Raw genomic sequence first — 19,552 nt, forward strand, 5'->3', positions numbered from 1 at the left:
TAAGATGAATACACTCAATACATTAAAAAATATCCGCAATAACATAATCGTTTTAGTGATTCTGTTTATTACTTTATTAGGGATCCATCAGTTAAGTTTTGCTGCAGTTCCGACGCGTCAAATCATCAGTAATATGGCCATTGGCGAATATACTGAAGAGGGGTCAACTGTTGTCCAAGTCAGCCGTTCCAATTTAGTCCAAACGACTGTTCTTCCTGTTTATTCTGTTAATTTAACCGCAAACAACAGTAAAAATGTTGTTTCTGGTCAAACCGTATATTTCAACCATGTTTTGACCAATACGGGTAATGAGGCAGATCAATACACATTTGCAGTGACAAATAATACGGGGGATAGTTATGACTTTAGTAATCTATCCGTATATTTAGATAAAGATAATGATGGGGTGCCTGATGGTGCTGTAATTACGTCTTACTCTTTAAGTGCAGGTGAGTCTGTTGGTTTGATTGTGGCGGCAAATGTGCCGAGTGGAGCGACGGTTAGTCAGAATGGATTGTTAACATTCACTGTAAATTCTTCGAATAATGCTACTGGGACTAAGATTAATACAGATACAGCAACCGTTACGAACCAGTCTGCTTTGGTGGTCCGTAAAAAGTTTTCTCAAACTACTGTAGCAAATGGTGATGTCGTTACCGTTCGTTTGGATTATCAAAATTTAGGTAGCACGGCTACAGGTTCTGTAACGTTAACAGATGCGCTTGATTCCAGTTTGGTATATCAACTAAATAGTGGTGAAAACTGGAATGGTACAACCGTCAATCCGAGCACAGGTAGCAATGATCCTGCAGGGATTAATTACAGTGTGACATCAAACACTGTAACTGCGGTCATCACTTCAATTGCAGCAAATGCGACGGGTTATGTTGAATTTAAAGTCAAAGTAAATAAAGCAACTGCTGGTGCAGTCAACAATACCGTTAATTTTCAATATGATCACGATAATAATGCAGCAACAGCAACTATTTCTGATCTAAGTAATGTCGCTGTACTCAATATCGCTCCAATTTATGCCGTTAAAATTAATGGTAGTGTGAGTGATGTAAATAACAGTACTACAGTTGTTGCGACTTCAGTAGCACAGGGCGGGCAACTCACTTTTAATAACTATGTTTGGAATACAGGTAATAGTACTGATCGATTTAATTTAAACTTGACAGCAAGTACTTTCCCTACGGGCAGCCAAATTGAATTTTATCGTGCAGATGGGGTAACGCCATTATTAGATAGTAATGGCGATGGTATTCCTGATACGGGCTTATTATCGGCAGGTGCTAACTTCCCCATTGTTGTTAAAGTGCGTTTACCGAGTAGTTATGCTGTAACTGCTGATAGCACATTTGAAGTTTCACCTCAGGCCCAGTCTTTAGGTGATTTGAGTAAAACAAGTTTGATTAAAGATCAAGGTAATTTACTTGCCACAACCGTAGCGCGTTTAGTTGACTTAACCAATAGCCCAGAAAACAATGGGTTAGGGAATGGAAACATTGATAATGCTGGTAATCCATGGAAAACCGTTACTGTGTCAACAAGTATCAATCCTATTGCGGGTGGGCAAGCTATATTCCCATTGAAAGTCAGTCATACCGGTATTGGAACGGAATATTTGCTCAGTGCAAATGCAAGCAATGATTTTACGAGTTTAACTCTACCAAATGGTGTAAATCGCGTCCGTTTTTATATTTCTGCAAATGGCTCAAATTGTAGTGTTTTAGGTAGTGAGATAGGTAAAACGATATATCTCAATAATGCTGAAAGTCAGTTAATTTGTGCCGTTGTTGAGGTGGATCAGTTGAATAGTAGCTCAACTACACCGATCTATTTTCGTGTGCTGTCTACAAGTTTTGTGAGTGGGAATAACAGTAGTAATCCGAGCCAAGATATTATTAAAAATGCGATTACGATTCAGAGTGTCAATTCAGTCGCTCAAGTAGAATTCACGCCAAATTCACGAGGACAAGTTTCACCACTAGGCACCATTATTTATAGTCATCTTTTAACCAATAATACGGACGTTGACTATACAGGGAACTATAGTTTTATTACCAATAATGACCAGGTTGAATTCAATAGCACCCTTTTCTACGATGTAAATGGAAATGGCATTTTTGATGCTGGGGATTTGGTGATAAGAAGCTTAGCTGACTTACCTGGGGGTAAATTGGCGGCACATACTCAAGTGAAGTTATTGCTTCAAGTTAAGAATCTGGTTGCGAATAATCTTGCCCAAGCGAATAACAGCACGATTAATTTAACGAATAACACTAATGGTCAGGTATTAGCATTCATTACGGATGTAACGACCGTACGTCAAACGCAGCTGAAGCTAAGTAAATTACAAGCACGTGATTTTGACTGTAATGGCATAGCTGATGAGTCTTTTACAACAAATAGCTTAAATATTGGTAAACAAGCAAATGGCCAAGGCCAGTGTGTGTTGTACAAGGTGATTTTAACAAATACCAGTGCAACAAGTTTGAGTAGCATATTTACTTTTAGAGATATGACACCTGCTTATACGGTTTTATCTCAATCACCTATTTGTACGGCATGTAGTGGTATGACGGCTCCAACAGTAGGTAATGCTGGAGCGGTTTCAGGAACATTAAATAGTGTAGCTGCAAATCAAAGTTACGAATTTAATTTTGGGGTGCGCTATGTTGGTCAGTAAGCAAAAAATGAAAAAAATTATTTCTAAGTGTCAGTTGGTAAGCCAAATAGTTGGTGACATAAATACATGGATATTGCTCATTATAAGTTTTTTGCTGAGCAGTCAAATCGTCTTTGCTGCGCCGCCAACAATTGAGATTTTTTCAGGCTCGGGGGCTGGACAAGGTCCAACAGCATCTTCAGGTACACACACATTCTTGCTCAACAGAAATAACCCATCAGATAATACGGGTGAGACATACGCACCGACTACAACGGTAAGTTATACGATTACTAATTCGGTATTTAATACAGCTGTTTATTCTGGTCAAGGTACAGCAGCGAACAAGTCCGAATTAACATTTGGTGGGGATGGTGATGCTAGTAGTGTTACTGGCGTAAATATTTTGAGATCATTAAATGCAATTGGTGGTGCTCAGGATCAAATGTTTGCAGCGAGTTTACAAAATGCACCAACTGGTTGTGTAAATGGTTCTGCGTGTTCAAGTACGAATGGTGGAATTAGCTCATCAAGTAATTATGGCGTATCAATGTTTTTGATGACTAAAGGACTCAATAATACAAATTCGTCTACAAGTACTAGAGTAAAAATGGGGACGGTGCAGATAACTTTTAATCGACCTGTTACAAATCCAATTTTACAAGCCGCTGGTATGGGGGCAACAACTGGAACAGGCTTGGGTTTCGGCGGAGAGTTTACATTAACGGGAAGTAACCTTTCTACTTTACCAGTACTTAGTCGCATTGCTGGGAGTAAAGAGTTCTCAGTTAGTGGCAATAATATTACAAATAATGCCTCTACGATTACATCCACGAGTGGGAGTGGTGGAGCCAGTGGAAGTGTCTATATTAAAGGTAAAGGAATTACCTCATTAACATTTGATGTATATGTCCGTGGTGATGGTAAAGGGTCCTGGGCAAATAATGCGGCTGATGCCTTTTTCTTTGGTATATCAAGTATGGATGCTGATAGCGATATTTCTATTGCTAAAAGTCAGCGTTTAGGAACATCGGGAACTTTTGTACAAACTCAATTAAATGATGTTCCTGTAAATTCGATAATGCAGTATCAACTATTAATTACAAATAATAAGCCAGCAAGTGCAACGGTAGGTGGATCGGCTTATTTGGCTCCTTTTTCTGATGTGATTCCTTCCAATCTAAAGACAGTCAGTATTGTTGGAACCCCAAGCACGACGGGTACAGGTACGACATGTTCACCAACATTGTCTGGTAATGATACGAGTGGTTATACACTAACAGGGACATTTAGTGGTGCAAGCACAGCGACATGTACTATCGTAATTCAAGCTACAGCTAAAGTAGCAGGAACAATTACCAATACAGCAATGATTGAAGCAACCTCAACTGATTCATCGACTACAAATGATAGTAGTTCTGTAAATGCGATTATTGTTGATCCAACGCCAGTAACGGCTGATACAGCTATTTTGGAAGCACGCTTCAGCGTCACACCTAATTTACCTACGATTGTTCGTGGGCGAGTTGGTTCTCAGCTTATTGATATTAAAAATGAAGGACCTAACAATGCAACCAATGCGATTGCTACTTATGTTGCTGTGCCGCAAACAGGTGTAACAGTAACTGGTGTTAGTGTTGTTGGTGGAGCTGCTTGTACTCAAAGTGGTAGTAACTGGACGTGTCCGTTAGGAAGTGTTGCAAATGGAGCGACGAAACAATTGTCTGTGAGCTACAGTACAGCAGCTTCTTCTTCATTGGGTACTGCACAGCAGGCTAGTGTTAAGGTTTCCAGTGATGAGTTCAACCCGGGTAGTGGTGTTGGTGAAACACTCTATAAAGTTTGGGGAACTAATCAGCAAAATGAATATCGTAGAAATGGTGCATTCTGGGTCGGTTATGAGGGGACGGGTGGTACTGCTAAGGTCGGTGCTTATACTGATGAGAGTTCATCAATTGTGAGTGCATGGCCTGCTAACCAAGCCAGCCCAACGGGTGGATATTTAATTTCAGGTAATAATGGCACGAGTGATTCAACGTATGGAGCATCAAGTACGACAGCTGCTGCAATGATTCAAAGAATTATTACCAATATGAGTTCAGATACAAATGCAACGGTGCAGCTCAATTTAATCGATACGCCAGATATTGGAGATAACCGTCGAGCTTGGGAATTTACGACAGGAGTCTACATTGCCAATTCACAAGCGATAACGATGTGTATGGGCAATACCAGTATTGGTATAGATGACAGCGGCTATATTATGGTGGATGGTGTTGTTGTCAACAGCTCAAATAGTTATTTGAGTGGAGGGGTTTCAGCAACAACATCTTCTGCTTTAACCCCAGGTTATCACCGAATAACCTACCGTATTACCAACCGAAATACTTATGCTGGTGCGAGCGAACGAGCTGCAGGTGGGTATGGAGCGATTGGACTGTCACTGAGCGGTGGCTGTACGACTGCAAGCTATGATACGGCAACCAGTACTGGTATTCCTGTAAGTATTAATATTATAGATGGCGCAAGAATTAAGATTGCTAAAAATTCTGTAAATGGCACGGGTACATTTAACTATATTAATCTTTCCAACCTCGCAAACAGTACAGCTGCAGTTACAACAGATGCTGTAACTACGGTTACAACAGGAACAACAGCAATTTCTGCACAACAGTTGTGGGCTCAAAGCTTAAATACGGATGTGTCGATCACTGAAAGTGCTTTAGTTGGATATGTTTTATCAGGTGTAAGCTGTACAGATGCGAACAGTGCTACAACAGGTAATACAGGCACTTTTTGGACACTTGTAAATAATATTGTGACGATCCCTGCCGCACGTATTAAAGAAGGCGCCAACATCACTTGTACGTTTACAAATACCAAGCTTATTTATGTAGATATTACGGGGCGAGTATTTGTTGATAATAGTGGTACAACACTGGATGCAAGTAAGGCATATAACGGCATTCAAGATGCTGGTGAAGTTGGAATTGCGAATAGTACGATTCGCCTGAACAACTGTAGTACAACGCAACTAGCATCAACTGTAACGAGCGCCAATGGTGATTATGCTTTCTCGATTGAGCAAAGCCTATTGCCATCATCTTTCTGTATTGTTCAGCAGAATTTGCCTGAATATATTTCTGTGAGTGGTAGCAATGGATACACTCGCTCAACAGATACGATTACGTTAACAAAGACCAGCGCAACAAGTTATTCTGCAAATAACTTTGGAGACGTGATTGTTAATGTTGTATTGAATGAGGATGGGCAACATACAGCGATTGCGGGAGATGTGACTGATTATCCTCATCGTTTAACCACGCAAATTCCAGTACAACTAACTCAACTCTTACAGAGCCAAACCCAGCAGCCGAATTCGAGTGCTGATCAGCCATGGCAAGCATTAATTTATCGGGATATTAATTGTAATGGTCAGGTAGATATGGGAGAGGGTGTATTTAATCCAACCGTAGCAAGTTCTGTTTTATTACAACCAAGTGTTGATATCTGTTTAGTGCAGCGAGTCCATGTGCCAAGCAATGTTGCTGCTGGAGCTCAACATATTGGAACCCTCCAAGCGGGTTATCAATTTACGCTAATAAATCCAGCGCAGACCATTTCAGGGCAAACCGTCAAACGTCAGGATATGACACTTATTGGCAGTGCTGGTTTGACGTTGACAAAAAAAGTCCGTTCTGTAGCCAGCTGTCCATCTACTTCGGCGGACCAAAATGTCTTTGTTACAAATAATCAGGCAAATAAACAAGATAATTTAGAGTATGAAATCACATATAAGAACAATAGTGTGAAGAAATTACAGAATGTCAAAATCAAGGATAGTTTACCAACTGGTACTAATTTTGGCAGTGTCAGTTGTGTCATTACACCGAGTGGAAATAGCTGTAATTCAAGCCGTTCTGGCGACAATCTTGAATGGACGCTAACAGGACTTTTAAATCCATCTGCTTCAGGAACTTTAAGATTTTGTGTGGCGCAGTAGTCAGTCGTTAGACAAATGTGTCGAAAATAATATTGGTTCAGCATATTTTAATTAAAAAGTTGGTACAGAAGTTGCTAATGCTTGAACTGGTAGATATTTTTTTTACAAAAATGTGATTTTTTTCAACAAAAGCACACAAAAATGATGTATTTTTGTAACCGTTGTTAGTTTCTTTGAAAAGCGCCCTAAGCAAAGTTCAAAGAACTCTGGAAATTAGTTTAGGAGCCAAAGAGATGTACTTAACAAGTAAATGGAAAAAATACTTACTAGGGACGGCAACTTTATTTTTAGCAGTGAATGTTTTCGCTGAAACAAAAGCTGTTAAAGATCCTGTTTCAGTAGAGCTGAAAACTTACCTGATCAGTCTTAATGCAGAAGGTAAGCCAAATGCGAAGTTGGTGACTAAGGTAAAGCCAAACGATGTGATCGAGTATCGTGCAACGTATACAAATAATACATCGGGAAAAATTAAAAACTTGGCTGCTACGCTACCAATACCAGTAGAAACGCTATTTTTGGCTAAGTCTGAGCCAGAAAATGCGCAAGCAAGTACAGACGGTACAAATTTTGCCCCGATGCCTTTAAAACGCAAAGAGGGTAATCAAATGGTGAACGTTCCACTGAAAGATTACCGTGCATTACGTTGGACAATTGCAGAGCTTCCTGCTGGAAAATCTGTAACAGTTTCAGCCCAAACGCGTATTAACAGTGACAAAACCAAAAATTAAACAAGCTGACATTGAATATCAACAGGGGTAAGTTCCGAATGTCAAATCAAACTCAACGTTTAAAACTAACGCAATTGGCAGCTTCAGTTGCATTAGTTGCGGGTGGTGCAGCTTTTCTTCCAACTGCACACGCTGCGGCTCCGAGCGCAGGCACAAACATTAGTAACATTGCATCTGCAAGCTATACGGATAGCAATGGTTCTAATAAAACTGTGACTTCAAACGTCGTTACTACGACTGTATTGCAAGTCGCGAGTTTTACTTTGATCTCAGATCAAACCAAAACAGCGAATGCGAATGGTCAAGTATCTTTATCTCATACATTAACCAACACGGGTAATGGTAGCGATACATTTAACGTCGCTGTTGCTAATAACGATACACGTGATAACACGACAGATAATTACGATTTCAGTGGTCTGAAAGTCTATCTTGATGCAAATAAAGATGGTATTCCAGACAGTCAAACTCCTGTTACGAGTATTACTTTAGCTGCAGGTGAATCTGTTAACTTAATCGTACAAGCAACAACAGCAAGCAACAACGTGACTGCTGGTGATCTTGGTAAGTTAACCGTTTCAGCAATTAGTGGTTTCGATACAAGTGTAACGGCTAAGAACGTTGATACTGTTAAAATTACCAATGGTGCTGTAATTAGCTTGGTAAAATCTGCAAGTGTTAGCAATGTAGATGCAACTTTGTCAAGCCCAACAGCACGTGAAGTTGAATATAGCTTAGTTTACCAAAACACAGGTAATACGACTGCAACTAACGTTACGATTACTGACGTATTGCCAGCTGGTTTAACTTATGTTGCTAATTCTGCAACAGTAAATGGTACTGCCGTTAATGATGGTACTGCTGATTCAGACGGCTATAGTTTCGCGTCTGGAACGACTACATTAGTTATTCCGACTGTTGTTGCGAACAGTAGTGGTGTGTTGAAGTTTAAAGTTCGAGTCAATCAAAATACTCCAGCTGGCACAATTACAAACATCGCTGAAGTAGATCCAGATGGTCCGGGTACAGAAGGTAAAACACCATCTAACCCGAACGATGTAACCGTATTAGGTGTTAAAAAAGGTACGATTAACGATAGTACAACCGATGCCTTTGCTGATGGACAAGCATCTACTGCTCCAGCTGATGACGTGATTACCAAGTCAACAACTCAAGGTACGCCTGTTACTTTCGGTGTTACAGCGGGTGGTGGCGAGCCAATCGTCGTACATAACACGGGTAATGTGACAGAAGCCTTTAACATTACAGTGAATAAAAACTCTTTACCAGCTGGTAGCATCGTTGAATTATTCAAAGCGGATGGTGTAACACCATTAACGGATACCAATGGTGATGGCGTTGCAGATACTGGCCCAGTTGCAAGTGGTGCTACGTATCAAGTTGTTGCTAAGGTAACGCTGCCTTCAGGTTATTCTTCAACGACACCTATTAGCACAATCTTAACATCAACTCCTGTTACGAATTCTACGGGTACCGATACCATCACGTTAGTGATTGATAAAGTCGTAGCGTCTACCGTTGACTTACATAATGGTGATGCGACTAACAGTACGGGTACCGTTGCAGGCGCATCTGGTAAGGATACTGGCCAATATATCGATACTAAGTCAACGAAGCCAGGTCAAGCGGCTAATTTCCCATTAACTGTTGATAATAAGGGTGCAACCGCAGATAACTATAATTTATCTACATCGCCTGTATTACCAGCGGGTTGGACTGTTCAGTATTACTTAGCAGATGGTACTGGTAATCCAACAGGTGCCCCAATTACCAATACGGGTAATATCCCAAGTGGCAGCAGCGTTAAACTTGTTGCAGTTGTGACTCCTCCTGCAAATGCTCCAGCTGGTGATCAAGAAGTTATCTTCAAAGTTGCTTCTCCTGCAACGGGCTTAACAGATGTCATGTCTGATCGTGTAACAGTAGAAACGGATCGCAAACTTAGTCTGCAAAATGATCGTACTGGTCAAGTTGCGCCAGGTGGTACGGTTGTTTACAAGCATACCCTAACCAACAACGGTAACATCGTTGAAGGTGCTGCAGGTAGCTTGCCATTCACATTGACCAATGATCAGGCTGCAAATGGTTGGGTAACTAGCTTATTCGTTGATTTAAACAATGACGGTGTAGCTGACGCGAATGAATTGGTTACAGGTAATGATCTGGCAGCAGTATCTGGCACTATTGCTCGTGGTGCATCAGTAAACTTACTCATCAAAGTTCAAGCACCACCTAATGCAACAGCGGGAACGCCAAGTGCAGTTGTATTAACGATTAAACCAACAGTTATTGGTGGTCAATCTGTTGCAGACCTAGTGAACACAGACTTAACGACTGTTACAAGTGGTCAAGTACGTTTAGTGAAAGAGCAATCTTTAGCGAACTGTTCAACTGGTGTGGCTACTGGTTCTTATACTCAAAATACTGTTTCTGCTAAGCCAGGCGAGTGTGTGAAGTATAAGATCACTGCGACTAACGAAGGTAATGCAGACGTAACCAATGTTGTGATTAGCGATGCTACACCTGCGTATACAACCTTGAAAGTCGTTGCAAGTGCTTCTCCAGTTGCAACAAATGCGACTTTAAGTACTTCAACTGCAGCTTTAACTGATGGTTCAACTGGAACTATTGCAGCTGAGAAAACACCTCTTGTGCCAAACACAAGTGCAGTGTTGGAGTTTGTAATCAAAGTAAATAATTAATATTCATTCAAAAATTTAGATTATTAGGAATGAATAATTAAATGTGAGGACATTTGTGCTTTGCAGGTGTCCTCATACCATAATTTTTTAATTTTGTTTATTTAGACTATTTAGTTGAAGGGTAGAGCGCTGTGCTACAACAGAAGCAAATTCGAGCATGTCAAAACATGTCTTTCATGTTATCAACGCTGACAATATCTATATTGTCTGCGCAGTATAGTCATGCCGCGAATATTCCTGAAGTTGGTAGTACAATTCAAAACGTTGCGTATGCAACATTTACCGCTGCAAATGGTAAAGAACAACAATCAGTTTCAAATACTGTAGAAGTCAACGTTTCAGCATTATATGCCATTACTCTAACTACACCACCTGTGCTTGATACTGAGCCTAATGTAAGAGTGATATGGGCAAATACCTTATCGAATAATAGTAATGCACCGGTAAATGTTCAGCTAGAGACATTAACAATTAATGAATTAAACAATATAAAAATTTACATAGACACAAATAAAGATGGTCAGTTTGATACAACTGATCAGCAAGTCATTCAATCTGTACCTCTGCAAGTAGGCCAGAGTGTCAATTTATGGGTTGTTGCAACCACAAATTCGAATTTAAGCGAAGGTCAGCAATTTAACTTGCCGATTAAAGCAACTGTTGTTGAAGATACCAATGCAACAGCAACTGCGATTGATAGCGCGATTAGCTATGGTGCTAAATTAGTTGCAACTAAAGAAGTTCAGCAAAAAACCTTTGAGCCTTCTGCAACTGCAAATTATGATTTAAATTACACATTAAATATTAGCAATCAAGGCAAAAAACCGGCTCGACCTATTGATGTGCTGGTGGATGGTCAAACACAGAAGATGGTGCTGTTGGTTGATGATTTACCACCTAATACGACATTCAAATCTGCTTTAGCAAAAAATACCCAAGCTAAAATTTTATACAAGTTTTCAAATAATAGTTATAGCACGATCGCCCCAAGTGACGTTACACAGATCAACCAACTTGTTGTTGGTTTCCCACAAATTGCGGCGAATACATCTGAGCAAGTTAATCTTGTCGTCAGCATGAATCGTAATATTGCAAAAACTACTGTAAAAAACACTTATAAAGTTTCTTATGCGGTTACGGATAGCCAAAAAGATATTTTATCAAATGTAGCAACTACATTGGTGAGTGGCTCTGCTGATATTACAAATAACTCAAGTGATTTTAAGAGCATTTTAGCTACAGGTAGCGTGAATAAACCGCTTAATATTGAGGCTAAAAATGCAAGTTGTAATGCTGATCGTTACATGGCTGATCGTGTAAAAATTAGAATTAAATCAACAAAGACAGGCGATGTAGAAGAAGTTATTGGTATTGAAACGGGTGTAAATACTGGTGTATTTCATTATACATTACCAACAACTTTATCAGACAAAGGCATTTCATTTGATGCGGTCTTACAAACGCTTAAACGCGATAAAGTTGATATTAGTTTAACGGATTGTTTGGATGCACAAGGTCAATCTACAGCAACAATTACGGACATTAATACAAATGTATTGATGGATCCGTATGGGACTGTTTTTGATGCTAAAACTGGCTTGCCTGTAGCTGGTGCTACAGTGACTTTATTAGATCAAAATGGTCAGCCAATTGGCAGTAATGTTGCGTTTGCAATTGATGCCCAAACAGGTGAGAGGACGTCTATACCAGCGACACAAGTGACCAATAGTGCTGGTGAGTTTATTTATCCACTTGTTAAAGCGGGTACGTATAGTTTTGTTGTAGATACAAAGACGATTTCGGGTAATACACGCTATACGTTCGTTAGTGATCGCTCTGTGTACCCAAGCTTTCCAGCAGATAAAGCCGTTGATTTAAAATGGTCATACGCGGGTCAGTTTACATTAAACAATGGTGATCCAGCACTTAATATTGATATTCCAATTGACCCTGAAGTCGCAAACACCAGTTCATCGTTATTTGTTAAAAAAGCTGCTTCTAATAAGACCGCTGAGATTGGTGAATTTGAAGAATATACAGTCACAGTTGCAAATCGTGGGACTGCAGATTCAGCGAATGTTTCAATCACTGATACACTTCCTCGCGGTTTTATTTATGTACAAGGCTCAATGCGGATTGATGGTACTAAAGTTGAAGATCCGTTAGGCGGTAAAGGCCCTTATTTAAAGCTTGGATTAGGCACGCTCACGCCAAATAAAGAAGTCAAAGTGCAATATCGTGTTTATATTGGACCTAATGCGTTGAATGGCGATGGGATTAACCGTGTTCGTGCCAAAGATGCAAAAGGCATTGAGTCTAATGAAGCATCGGCAAAAGTAGAAGTAACCCCTGGTGCGATGATTTCTGATGGGTTTATTGTGGGTAAAGTCTTCACTGATTGTAATCGAAATGGTGTTCAAGATGCTGGTGAAATAGGCGTTCCTGGGGTACGTATCTATTTGGAAGATGGAAGTTATGTTATTACCGACAGTGAAGGGAAATATGACTTCTATGGAATTAGTGCCAAAACACATGTTTTAAAAGTAGATCGTACCAGTTTACCTACTGGTTCTGAATTGGTCTTAATTACTAATCGCCAAGCAGGTGATCCAAATAGCCGTTTTGTTGATTTAAAACGTGGTGAATTGCATCGTGCTGATTTTGCGATTGCTGAAGGTGAAGGTCAATGTTCAGAATCTTTAATTGAACGTGTGCTAGAGCGTAAAAAACGCATTGAGCAAGACAATACCAATTTAGAGCAAGTATTACGTTCAGATTTAACAGTTGATCCAATTTTTTCCAAAGTTACAGATGTTCGGGGACAGCCTTCGAGTGGTTGTATTTCTGCCGTTGGTGTTCAGGCGAACTGTAATCTTGATTTTTCAAAAGAACAAATTAAAGAAATTAAGCAAATACAGTTTGAGCCTGAAAAACCTGGTGCACAACCTTCTGTGGCAATACCAAGTTCTTCAACCTTAGTATTGCCAAATGAAACTCCAGTAGATTCAGCTAACGCTGCAAAGATGATTAATCTTGAAACAGCTTTAGAAACAGCTGTGAATAATCAATTAGAAATTTTGAATCTCAAAGACGGGCAGGTCTTGCCTTATCCTCAAACATCTATTCAGGTTAAAGGTACAGCAGGGACTCAGCTTGAACTTTGGGTGAATGGAACACGTGTTCCTGAAAAGCGTATTGGTAAACGTGCTGTATTACCGAACATGCAGGTTTCAGGTTTAGACTTTATTGGTGTTGACCTAAATGCAGGTCATAACACGATTGAAGTACGTCAAGTGGATATGATGGGGAATACTCGTGACGTTAAACGTATTGATGTGATCGCCCCAGACCAATTAGATAAACTGCAACTTGAGCCAAGTAAAACGATTCCGCAAGCGAATGGTCGTGACCATTTTAATGTGAATTTAAAAATTGTTGACCGACATGGCACATTGGTATCAAGCCGTACACCTATTACTTTAGACAGTTCAATTGGTAAAATTGATTTAGTTGATTTAGATCCAAAACAACCAGGTATTCAAGTATTTGTTGAAGGTGGTCGTTTACTTGTTCCAATTCAAGCTCCGATTGAAGCAGGTGAAGGAACTCTATCTGTTGAAAGTGGTATTTTCCACTCAAGCACACCGATTCGTTTCTTACCTGATTTAAGACCGATCATTGCTGTAGGTATGGTTGAAGGTTCGCTTAATTTTAAAAAGTTTAATCCTAAAGAACTGAGTGGTGTTAATTCAAACGACGGTTTTGAAGAAGAATTAAATGAAATTTCAGCTTCAAAAGATGGTAAGCGTAATTTAACCGGTCGAGCAGCATTATTTTTGAAAGGTAAGGTCAAAGGAGAATATCTTCTTACACTTGCATATGATTCTGACAAAGATAAGAAGCAAAGATTATTCCGTGATATTCGTCCAGATGAATATTATCCAGTCTATGGTGATTCTGCTGCCAAAGGCTTTGATGCCCAGTCAACCAGCAAATTATATATTCGTGTCGATAAAGGCCGTTCATATGCCATGTATGGTGATTACGTAACTCGGACTGAAAATGATGAAGGCCTATCTTTAGGTCAATATAACCGGTCATTAACAGGTGTTCGTAGTACTGTCGAAATTGATAAATATAAAGTTACAGCCTTTGCTGCACAGACAAATACCCAACAAGTTGTGAATGAACAACGTGCTATGGGAATTTCAGGTCCATATAGTTTAGGTGGTGTGAATGCCCAAGATGTACGTGATAATAGTGAAAAAGTAGAAGTGATTACGCGTGATCGTAATAATTCAGGTTTAATTATTGCACGCACAACTTTGACGCGTTTTACTGATTATGAAGTTGATACGTTCAGTAATAGTATTTATCTCAAAGATCCAGTTCCAAGTGTTGATGCTGATTTAAATCCAGTATTTCTACGCATCACCGTTGAATCTGATCAAGGTGGTGAAGAATATACGGTTGGTGGTGTATCTGGCTCTGTAAAAGTCACAGACAAAGTTAAAGTGGGGGCTTCTTACGTAAAGAGCAATAATCCACTGACTCAAGATCAGTTGGCAAGTGTGAATACGGTTGTTAAATTTGCCAATGATAAAGGTAAGTTAGTTGCTGAATTTGCTCGATCAGAAAATATTAATGATGGCTTGAACTCTAATGTAGCACCTGATGCGACCGGTAAATTATCAGGTGATGCTGCACGAGTTGAACTCAATTACGCTTATAAAGACTTGGAAATGAAGGTTTACCATAACCAAGCAGATACTGGTTTTTATAATACTGCTGCACCGATTACGGCTGGTCGTAAAGAGAGTGGAATTAAAGGACGCGTACAACTCAATAAAGTTGGTTTGGCGAAGCTAGAAGCGATTCGTACCGAAGATCAGTTGAGTGGTGTAAATCAAGGTGTTTCAGCCAGTATTGAGCGTGCAATAAATCGCATTTTAGCTTTAGAGCTTGGTCTAAAATATTATGATGAATCATCAAACCCAGCAACGCTGAATACCACACAAACTGTGCCATACCATGGTGTGACCGTTCGGTCTAAGTTAACCAGTCAACTTCCTTGGCAAGGTTCGAATGTTTTCGCTGAATATGAACAAGACATTTCTGAGGCCGATCGCCGTGTTTTTGCACTAGGGGCAAATTATCAAATTAATTCAAAACTTCGTGCTTATGGCCGCCATGAATTAGTTTCTAGTCTTAGTGGTCTTTATGATCTAAATAGTAATCAGCGCCGCAATGTAACCGTATTTGGTCTGGATAGTAAATATAACAATAACGGGACAGCCTTTAGTGAATATCGTATTCGCGATGGTATTAGTGCAAGAGAAGCTGAGGCAGCAATTGGTTTGCGTAATCGTTGGGAACTTGAAAAAGGTTTCTATGCAAATACGAGTTTTGAACAAACCAAATCGTTATCGAGTACGAATAATTTAAGTTCTGATAGCACAGCGGCATCTTTAGGGGTTGAATATTTAAAGAATCCAAACTGGAAAGCGGTTGCGCGTATTGAAGCACGTTGGTCAGATCAGTCGGATACGATTTTGAATAATTTAGGTGCTGCTTATAAATATTCGGATGATGTGACATTATTAGCAAAAAATGTAGTGAGCCTTACAGATAGCAAGAATGACAGTAGCGGTGACCGTTTAATTGATCGCTTCCAATTAGGATTAGCTTATCGAGATACGGAGCACAATCGTTTTGATGCTTTGGCCAAAGTGGAATATCGCTATGACGATAATAAAACAGATTTAAGTAATCCTTATCTTAAACATGTTTATATTTTTTCTAATCATTTAAATTATCATCCAACACGTGATCTTACGTTGTCTGGCCAATATGCTGTGAAAAATGTGGAAACAACCTTCTCTGGTTTAGAGTCCACAGGCATGACACATATGTTCAGTGCAAGAGCAATGTATGACATCAGTGAAAGATGGGATGCGGGTGTACATACTGGCGTATTATGGTCTGATATGAGTTCAGGGCGTAGAGTTCTGGTTGGTGCTGAGCTTGGATATCTCGTTGCAGCAAACTTATGGTTGTCTGGTGGTTATAATTTCTCAGGTTATAAGGATGATGATCTGGTAGATAGCGACACTACAATTCAGGGTGCCTATGTTCGTTTTAGATTCAAATTTGATGAGAATCTGTTCGCGAGCAACACAGGGCCAAAATAAGCCCAACCTAATATTGAATTTGATTGCCTCCACTTCCGCCAAATAAATAAAAGCCTTTGTGAAAAACAAAGGCTTTTATTTATTTTATTCATCAGGCAAAGAATAGTTATTGCAACTTATCCTGCGTTTTGGTCTCAAAATCACTGGCATCATGTCGTTCATGCAGTTGGCTGGCTAAGTCGCCAAAGGTACGATTCACCATACGCCCACGTTGAACTGCAGGACGTGCTTGAATGGCATCAGCCCAACGTTGAACATGCTTATACTGATGTACACTTAAGAATTCATCTGCATTATAAACCCAGCCTTTTACAACGCTGCCATACCATGGGAAAGCAGCAATATCGGCAATACTATATTCATGACCCGCCAAGTATTCGTGCTTTGCTAAATGTTGGTCTAAAACATCCAATAAGCGTTTGGTTTCAAGGGCAAAGCGGTTAATCGCATATTCGATTTTTACCGGTGCATAGGCATAAAAATGCCCTAAACCACCCCCAATATAAGGTGCGCTACCCATTTGCCAGAATAACCAGTTCAAACATTCGGTACGTGCAGCAAGGTCTGTGGGAATAAAGGCTTTAAATTTTTCAGCTAAGTAGAGCAAGATAGAACCTGACTCAAACACTCTGAGTGGTGGATTTTGGCTATGATCAACCAAGGCGGGGATTTTAGAGTTTGGGTTGATTTCAACAAAGCCACTACCAAATTGTTGGCCTTCACCGATTTTAATTAACCAAGCATCATACTCAGCATCGGCATGTCCTAATGCGAGTAGTTCTTCCAGTAGAATCGTCACTTTTTGCCCATTTGGTGTGGCAAGCGAATATAACTGGAGTGGATGTTGTCCAACAGGTAATTGCTGCTCATAGCGACTCCCTGAGGTTGGCTGATTTAAATCTGTTTTTTCTCCAGTCCATTGCCAAACTTTGGGTAGAATGTAGTTTGAATCATTCATTATGACTTGCCATCTTATCAATTGATTCATCCAGTTTAGGCGAGCTCATCTAGGATTGGGTAGCTTTTTTGTGGCAAAGCTTTATGAGTTTTTCTGCGAATTTTAGTTGAATATTTCATTCATCAATCTTTGACTTAATTAATTGAAAGTGTTGACGAATCACATTAAGCCAAGCCTGTACCGCGGGAGAAACAGGCAGATTCTTTTTCCATGCCATGACGAGATGCCACTGAATATTTGGCTTTTCCAAAGGAATAGCTGCAAATAAATCGGGATCGAGCATATCGGTATAATATTGTGGTAATAGCGCAATGCCCATCCGTTGCAACACCATATCTGCCAGTAAGTTCCATTGACTGGTACGGCAGGCAATGCTTGGATAGAAACCATGTTGTTGGCATGCATCCAGAATAATACGATTGAGCGAGAAATTTTCAGGGAACATTAAAAAGGATTGATGTTGTAATTCTTCCAGATTGATTTTCTTGCGGGTTGCCCAGGTAGCATCACGACGTAATAGCACCATCAAGGGATAATTACACAATTCGATGCTATTAAAGATCTGCTCGTCGAAAGGATGCAACAACACACCTACATCCAGTTCATTATTCAGTAAAGCCTGTTCAATTCCTTTGGAACCCACTTCAAGAAAGGAAAGTTCGATCTCTGGCCATTGTTGATGATAATCAAATAGGGCCGTGGTCAGCAGCTGAGAGCCTAAAGGTGGAACTCCAAGCTTTAAAGTGCCTGTCTTTAATTGTTGGTAGTTTTCGATTTCCAGAAAAATATTTTGTTCTGACTGCAAGAGCTCAAGCGCATGCTGATAGACGCGTTGGCCGATTTCCGTCAGTTCAACCTGCCTCTTGCGGCCATGTTCTGGCTTTACCAACAACTGTACCTGTAATTGTTGCTCAAGCTGCTGCAAGATTTTACTGATAGTCGGTTGCGTCAGATAAAGCTGTTCAGCGGTACGGGTAAAGCTTTGGGTTTTGACCAAAGTCACAAAGCATTGCAGTGATTTGAATGAAAGCATGATGAATAAAATATTATTCCATTTTTGCATAATTTTAACATGAATAATTCATATTATGCCAATAGCACTGGGATAACATAATACTGTAGTTCACCATCTTATTTGTTGTCATGAGCACTGATTCCGTTTCTGAAACGTCTTCCCCAAACAGCTTCTTCACATTGGTCAAACAGATTTTAATTCTGGCGGCTTTTTGGGGTATTGGTTATGTTTTGCATCAACAATTAGGTGTCCCGATTTCCGCAGGGATTTTAGGCATGTTGTTGTTGCTGATTTGTCTATTTTTAAAATTTATTAAAATGGAGCAGGTGGCTATGGGTGCTTCAGTTGTTCTCGGTGAATTATTACTGTTTTTTGTGCCTGTAGTTATTGCCGTGGTTCAGTACAAAACCCTGTTTATGACCGAAGGCTGGCAGATTGTACTCAGCATTGCACTGGGGACGATCTTGGTGATGTTGAGCACCTGCTTAACCATTCATTATTACAATCGTCTCAAAAGCTATTTGCAAACACGTAAACCGTTCCAGCATAAGCATATCTAAAGGCATCTCACATGAATATCTGGTCAATCCTGTGTCTGATCTGGACTTTGGTCGCCTATGTGGTTGCAAAACGCCTCTATCAGAAACATCCTAAATTATGGCTTTCACCTGCGATTAGCGTGCCAGTGCTTACGATTATATTGATGACAATTTTTGGTATTTCTTATCAAACTTATGCCCAAGATACCCAATGGATCGTCAATTTACTTGGACCTGCAACGGTTGCCTTTGCTGTGCCTATTTATCGTTATCGCGCTACCATTCGTAAAAATCTTGGTGTTTTATCCATCGCGATTGTTATTGGTATGAGTGTCGGGGTGATGTCGGCTTATGAGATGGCACAGCTTTTTCATTTCAGTCCAGAAGTCACCAACAGTTTAATGGCCCGTTCAATTTCAACGCCTTTTGCGATGATTCTAGCTGAAGATATTCATGGTTCAGCAGCATTGGTGTCGCTATTTACCGTGATTACGGGCTTGGTCGGAATGATCTGTGGAGATGCCATTTTAGCATTCACCAAAATCCGTTCTGCTGTGGCAAATGGTGCTGCATTTGGTAATGCCGCTCACGGCTTTGGTACAGCAAGAGCCCAACAACGGAATAATGAAGAAGGAGTGATCGCCAGTTTAACCATGGTGATTGCAGGTATTTTAATGGTGCTGGTTGGGCCATTTGCCATTCATTTGTGGTTATTAATCTAAGC

At 40.1% G+C, this 19,552-nt stretch carries 9 protein-coding genes; 7 read left to right on the forward strand and 2 right to left on the reverse strand.

The window, feature by feature from the left end:
• Window positions 1–4 precede the first annotated feature (4 nt).
• The 5 genes from F909_RS10425 to F909_RS10405 all read left to right on the forward strand — a co-directional run bounded on the left by F909_RS10425 (window position 5) and on the right by F909_RS10405 (window position 16,316).
• On the forward strand, window positions 5–2,692 hold the full coding sequence (locus tag F909_RS10425) for a DUF11 domain-containing protein (RefSeq protein WP_005150564.1): 2,688 nt from the start codon (window positions 5–7) through the stop codon (window positions 2,690–2,692).
• Window positions 2,679–6,674 (forward strand): prealbumin-like fold domain-containing protein, encoded by a 3,996-nt coding sequence (locus tag F909_RS10420; protein ID WP_005150566.1) that lies wholly within the window; start codon window positions 2,679–2,681, stop codon window positions 6,672–6,674. Before F909_RS10425 ends, F909_RS10420 begins: the two co-directional genes overlap by 14 nt.
• 233 nt (window positions 6,675–6,907) lie before the next feature.
• Window positions 6,908–7,402, forward strand: coding sequence for a hypothetical protein (locus F909_RS10415; protein WP_005150569.1), 495 nt, complete (start codon window positions 6,908–6,910; stop codon window positions 7,400–7,402).
• A 38-nt stretch (window positions 7,403–7,440) separates the two neighbouring features.
• A complete protein-coding gene (locus F909_RS10410) occupies window positions 7,441–10,125 on the forward strand; it encodes a beta strand repeat-containing protein (RefSeq protein ID WP_005150571.1) in 2,685 nt (894 codons plus the stop codon).
• Between the two features lie 131 nt (window positions 10,126–10,256).
• The gene (locus F909_RS10405) at window positions 10,257–16,316 is read left to right on the forward strand and encodes an SdrD B-like domain-containing protein (RefSeq protein ID WP_005150573.1); all 6,060 of its coding nucleotides are present in this window, start codon (window positions 10,257–10,259) and stop codon (window positions 16,314–16,316) included.
• Between the two features lie 106 nt (window positions 16,317–16,422).
• Here the strand turns inward: F909_RS10405 and yghU are convergent, their stop codons facing one another.
• Window positions 16,423–17,274, reverse strand: coding sequence for a glutathione-dependent disulfide-bond oxidoreductase (gene yghU / locus F909_RS10400; RefSeq protein ID WP_005150577.1), 852 nt, complete (start codon window positions 17,272–17,274; stop codon window positions 16,423–16,425).
• 115 nt (window positions 17,275–17,389) lie between these two features.
• Complete coding sequence (locus F909_RS10395; RefSeq protein ID WP_032877954.1) at window positions 17,390–18,307, reverse strand: LysR family transcriptional regulator; 918 nt, start codon at window positions 18,305–18,307, stop codon at window positions 17,390–17,392.
• Between the two features lie 110 nt (window positions 18,308–18,417).
• Here F909_RS10395 and F909_RS10390 point away from each other — a divergent pair, with 110 nt between their 5' ends.
• Window positions 18,418–18,849, forward strand: coding sequence for a CidA/LrgA family protein (locus F909_RS10390; RefSeq protein ID WP_005150584.1), 432 nt, complete (start codon window positions 18,418–18,420; stop codon window positions 18,847–18,849).
• A gap of 11 nt (window positions 18,850–18,860) precedes the next feature.
• On the forward strand, window positions 18,861–19,550 hold the full coding sequence (locus tag F909_RS10385) for an LrgB family protein (protein WP_005150587.1): 690 nt from the start codon (window positions 18,861–18,863) through the stop codon (window positions 19,548–19,550).
• Window positions 19,551–19,552 lie beyond the last annotated feature (2 nt).

This window comes from Acinetobacter sp. ANC 3929, from assembly GCF_000369405.1.
Lineage (GTDB): Bacteria > Pseudomonadota > Gammaproteobacteria > Pseudomonadales > Moraxellaceae > Acinetobacter.